General features: G+C 73.9%; 2 protein-coding genes. Both read right to left on the bottom strand.

The features are described from left to right. Positions 1–229: 229 nt before the first annotated feature. A complete protein-coding gene (locus AC0699_RS15110) occupies positions 230–430 on the bottom strand; it encodes an acyl-CoA carboxylase subunit epsilon (protein ID WP_478659981.1) in 201 nt (66 codons plus the stop codon). Positions 431–451: 21 nt separating this feature from the next. Continuing rightward, positions 452–847 (bottom strand): carboxyl transferase domain-containing protein (locus tag AC0699_RS15105; protein ID WP_478659979.1); only part of this gene is annotated, 396 nt, incomplete at its 5' end.

Raw genomic sequence — 847 nt, 5'->3', positions numbered from 1 at the left:
TGCTCCTCGGGGTGGAGCCCCGAGGAAGCCGGGCGGAGCCTCCCCTCCCCCCCCCCCCCCCCAAAAAAACCCCCCCCCCCCCCCCCCCCCCCCCCCCCCCCCCCGCCGTCGTGGTGCGCGCGGGGGCGACGGGCCGTGTCGGCCACCGTGCGCGCGAGCACCGCGAATTGCGCGAGGCCCCCGCTCGCGGTGGGGCGAGCAGGGGCCTCGATGCGATGGCCGACGGGCGTCAGCCCTGCCAGCTGTGCGGTGCGCGGAAGCCGGACTGGCGCTCCAGGCGGCGCCACCCGGCGGTGCTGCGGCCGCGGTGGGCCGGAGCGGCCGGCTGCGCGGCGGCGCGGGCCAGGAGGACGGCCGTGATCGCGGCCAGCTCCTCGGGGTCGGCGTGGCCCTTCTCTACGCGGAGCAGGGACTCGGCGGGCATGGTCATGTGCAGCGTTCTCCTCGTGGGTTACTGCGGGGGGTTGCCGTGCTTGCGCGACGGCAGGTCGGCGTGCTTGGTGCGGAGCATGGCGAGGGAGCGGATGAGCACCTCGCGGGTCTCGGCCGGGTCGATGACGTCGTCGACCAGTCCGCGCTCCGCGGCGTAGTAGGGATGCATGAGCTCGGCCTTGTACTCCTTGACCATGCGGGCGCGCATGACCTCGGGGTCCTCGGCATCGGCGATCTGGCGGCGGAAGATGACGTTCGCCGCACCCTCCGCGCCCATCACCGCGATCTCGTTCGTCGGCCAGGCGTAGGTGAGGTCGGCACCGATGGACTGGGAGTCCATGACGATGTAGGCGCCGCCGTAGGCCTTGCGCAGGATCAGCGAGATCCGCGGCACGGTCGCGTTGCAGTACGCGTA

Source organism: Streptomyces sp. NPDC043870, from assembly GCF_056435785.1.
Note: the sequence above shows the minus strand (reverse complement) of the source record. Positions and strands in the feature narration are given on the sequence as shown.

Excerpts from the sequence above, each read along its gene's own strand:
- AC0699_RS15110 (WP_478659981.1), bottom strand. The coding sequence starts at position 430 with ATGACCATGCCCGCCGAGTCCCTGCTCCGCGTAGAGAAGGGCCACGCC.